The organism is Phytoactinopolyspora endophytica, assembly GCF_004138495.1.
Taxonomy (GTDB): Bacteria; Actinomycetota; Actinomycetes; order Jiangellales; family Jiangellaceae; genus Phytoactinopolyspora; species Phytoactinopolyspora endophytica.
Window position 1 is genome coordinate 551,147 of the sequence record NZ_ML142849.1, and the last position, 3,904, is coordinate 555,050.

Genomic DNA, 3,904 nt, shown 5'->3' on the forward strand with positions numbered 1-3,904 from the left:
CCGCCGGGAGCCGGGCGCCCAGCGGGAACTGATGTGCCGGGGTGCAGTACACGGCCCGCACACCGGCAGGGATCGCCTCGACCATCAGCCCGTCGGCGTCCACCGGAACGGGGACGACCCTCCGCCCGGCCGCACGCAGAGCGTTCACGGCTCGGGGATAGCCCGGTTCCTCGACCGCGATCGCATCGCCGGGCTCGAACACGGCCAGGGCGAGCTCGGCCACGGCCGATGTCGTCCCGTTGGTGGCCAGCACCGCGCTACTGCCCGCGAGCAGTCCACGATGCCGGAGCAGGTGTTCCTCGACCGCCGCACGATAGCCGAGTCCCCCGGCGCGCAGTGGTCGCGCGTCCGGCACGACGTCGCCGGCCCGCCTCCAGGCGCGACGCCACATCTCGGTACGGATCCCTGCCGCCCATGGCGATCCGGGCTCCAGGTCCACCTGCTCGCGCGCCACGCTCTCGTGCACCGCACGGTCCGTCGTCGCTTTGTGCCTCGGCACCACCGCCTTGCGCGTCGTCGCCACCTTCTTGCGCGCCGTCGCCGTGTCATCCGTCGACCAGTCATCCGGCTCCACGGTTCGCCAAGCCGCCGGCGGCCAGGGGTCATCACCCGTTCCAACGGTGGGCCTTGCTGCCAGGAAGGTGCCTGCACCGTGCCGGGTGATCAACCATCCCTCGGCGTAGAGCTGCTCGTAAGCGGCGGCCGTCACGGTGCGGCTCACGCTGAGCGACGCCGCGAGCGCTCTGGTCGAGGGCAGCCGCTCCCCCACCCGCATCAGCCCTCGCGCGGCCGCCGAGCGGAGTTGGTCGGCTACCTGGAGCGCCAACGGATCGTCAGAATCGCGTTCGAGGACGAGCGGCAGGTCGTTCACAGCAGTGGCCTTCCCAGAATCATCGGAATTGGCCATTCAAGGATGCCACTTCGTCCACCATGCTCATACACGTGACCGAAGACATCCCGCTCTCCCCCACCGACCGCAGCGTGGTCCGGCGCGGAAACCGCAAGGCCCAGACCGACCGTGCACTGCTGTATGAGCTGCTCGACTCCTGCCTGATCTGCCATCTCGGGATCATTCGCGACGGCGCGCCCATAGTGCTCCCCACCGGGTACGGGCGCGACGGGGACACGCTCTACCTGCACGGCTCCACCGGATCCGCGAGCCTGGTGGCGAGTTCACAGGGTGCGCCCGTCAGCGTCGCGGTTACCCGCCTGGACGGAATCGTGTACGCCCGCTCCGCCTTCCATCACTCGATGAACTACTTGAGCGCCGTTGTCCACGGCCGTGCCACCACCCTCACCGAACCATCCGCCAAACTGCACGCGCTGCGCGTCCTGACCGAGCACATCGCCCCTGGTTCGTGGGAGAACACGCGCCGGCCGAGCCGAAAGGAGCTCGCAGCCACCAGCGTCCTCGCCCTGCCCTTGTACGACGCGTCGGTGAAGCTGCGCTCCGGTGCGCCGAACGACGAGGACGAGGACGTCGAGACGCACCAGGGGTGGGCCGGCGTATTGCCAATCCAGCAGCATTGGGGCACCCCAGAGCCGTGCCCGCTGCTCCCCGACGGAACGCTCGTCCCCGACCGAGTCTCGAACCGCCCCGCCCTGAGCGATCGTCGCCAAGAACTCGACAACCGGCCGCCACAAACCAGGTAGGAGCAGGAACCTCCCGGCTCAATCGCGAACCGCCGCGCGCTGAGTGACTGTCGGTAACAGCTCGGCACAGGCTGCTCAACAGGAGGTGGGGAGAGGGATCTCCCGGCTCAAGCCCAGCCGGGCCCCAGATCATCCGAAGCGGCCCGCCCCACGCGACCCGCCGCCGGGAGATCCCTCTCCCCACCTCCATGCTTCCAGCGGTTCACACTGGTCGACCGTTCACACCGACCAACAGTTCACACAAGCTGGCCGTTCACGCCGACCAGCCGGTCTCCTCGGCCCACGCGTCAGCGCGTGCCAACGCGGCGTTGATCCACGGGGTCTTCCGCTGCGCGTAGTCATCCATCGTGGGGTACTCCCCGTTGGCCAGCTGACGCTTCAGGGCTGCGTACTCCGCGGACTCCTCGGCTGACGCGCGTAGCCGGTCGCGCAGCAGCAGGGCGTCGCGCCACGCCTGTGAACCGGCTGGCCGGACGTGCACGTTGACCGCACGTGCCGGGTCAGCGTTACAGGCCATCGCCTTGTCCCGTTCAGTTCCGTCGCGCAGCACATCGAACCACCGACCTGGCATCCGGACGAAGCCCACGTCGTGCAGGTCGTCGGCAACTGTGCCCGCAGCCTGCATGTCGTCGACCACTACCTGCAGATCGATCACGTCCTTGGCCAGCAGACCCGGCACTGAGGTGGAGCCGATATGGTCAATCCGCTGTGCACGTTCTCCCGCGACGTGCTGAACACGTTCGATGAGTCGAGCAGCCTGGTCCGGCCACGTGGGGTCCGCCTCGACCAGTCGCGGCCGCACCATATCCGCCACGTCCGCGGCATCCACCACGTCCGCGGCATCCGCCGGCGAGTGCTGGTCCGACCGACGCTCGGCCGGACGACGTTCCCGGACGTTCCGCTCGAACTGGACGAGCCGGCGGTGCCACAGCTCGTCCACCTCGTCCAGCAGCCGTCGTACGGTGTCTGTATTCTCCAGCCACACGTCAGCGGCAGCCCGGCGAGCATCGTCGTCGGCCTGCGCGCGGATGCGGGACCGAGCGTCGTCGGCGGTCAAACCTCGGGCGACCAGCCGCTCCACCCGCAGTTCCACCGGCGCGTGCACCACAAGCACCAGCGGGTACGCGGCGCCCAAACCGTTCTCGACCAGCAGCGGGATGTCCTCGACGACCACAGAGCTCGCGGGGGCGGCTGCCACGAGCTCGGATCGCCGCTGGTACACAAGCGGGTGGATGATGCTGTTCAAAGCGGCACGACGCTCATCGCTGCCGAAAGCAAGACGTCCAAGCTCGGCCCGATCGAGTGAGCCGTCCGATGTCACCACGCCGGACCCGAACTCGCGGATGACCGCCTCAAGGCCAGGTGTGCCGGGTTCGACCACCTCGCGGGAGATCCGATCTGCATCGATCACGACGGCACCGAGCTCACTGAGCCGCTCCGCCACCGTCGACTTTCCTGCCCCGATCCCGCCCGTCAGTCCAACACGCAACACAATGCCGACTCTAGTTGTACTCGGTCAGGCCGTCGCGCTGGGTGCGTGGCTCAGATGCTCTCACGACTCCGGGGTGGGCGCGTCGAGGCCGAGCATCTCGGCCGCGAGGTCCAGCATGACGACGAGCTCGGCCGCTTCCGCCACTACGCCGCGGCGCAGCGCGATGACGTAGGTGCGCACGCCTTCGGCCATGATGAACGTGACCTCGTCTTGGCCGGTCAGCACGTAGCCCTCGTTGCCGCCCATCGTCTGCGGCTCGATGTCGCGGGAAGTCGAGCCCAGCGTCGCGTCGATACGCCCGCCGGCCGTCTCCTCGTCGATGTAGGAGCTCACCGCGATCTCCACCGCCGGGGCCTCCGGCTCGGAATCGGGCGACGGAGAAGCAGTCTCGCCGCCCGTGGGTGCACCATACCTGCACGTGAGGCGACCGGTACGCCCGGAATCCTCGAGGAAGTCCTCGTTGTATACGCGCTGCGTCTCGCCGTCCAACGACGTCTGCAGGATCTGGACCACCCGGCCGGCGCTCATCAACTCACTGCACTCGAACGGAACGTCCAGGGTGGACGTCGGGTCGGGCGTGGCATCTACTGCCTCGGTGGCGGTGGTGTCGCCCGTCGGCTCGTCGGTCTCTCCAGGAACCTCAGGGACCTCTGGCTCATCGTTGTCGGTGCAGCCACTCAACATGACGGCGGCCGGAAGGACGACGACCGCGAGACATCTCCGTAGAACTCGACTCACGCGCATAACCGTACCTGCTCG

4 protein-coding genes are annotated in these 3,904 nt (G+C 68.3%); 1 reads left to right on the plus strand and 3 read right to left on the minus strand.

Annotated elements, in window-relative coordinates:
• A partial coding sequence (locus ELR45_RS36525; protein ID WP_205855720.1) for an aminotransferase-like domain-containing protein occupies positions 1-907 on the minus strand: 907 nt, incomplete at its 3' end.
• Between the two features lie 23 nt (positions 908-930).
• On the opposite strand from ELR45_RS36525, the gene ELR45_RS02465 reads away from it, so the two are divergent.
• A complete protein-coding gene (locus ELR45_RS02465) occupies positions 931-1,653 on the plus strand; it encodes a pyridoxamine 5'-phosphate oxidase family protein (RefSeq protein WP_129663124.1) in 723 nt (240 codons plus the stop codon).
• A 253-nt stretch (positions 1,654-1,906) separates the two neighbouring features.
• Here the strand turns inward: ELR45_RS02465 and coaE are convergent, their stop codons facing one another.
• A complete protein-coding gene (coaE, locus tag ELR45_RS02470) occupies positions 1,907-3,145 on the minus strand; it encodes a dephospho-CoA kinase (protein WP_129663126.1) in 1,239 nt (412 codons plus the stop codon).
• Positions 3,146-3,205: 60 nt separating this feature from the next.
• Positions 3,206-3,883, minus strand: coding sequence for a fimbrillin family protein (locus ELR45_RS02475; RefSeq protein WP_129663128.1), 678 nt, complete (start codon positions 3,881-3,883; stop codon positions 3,206-3,208).
• Between the last annotated feature and the right edge of the window lie 21 nt (positions 3,884-3,904).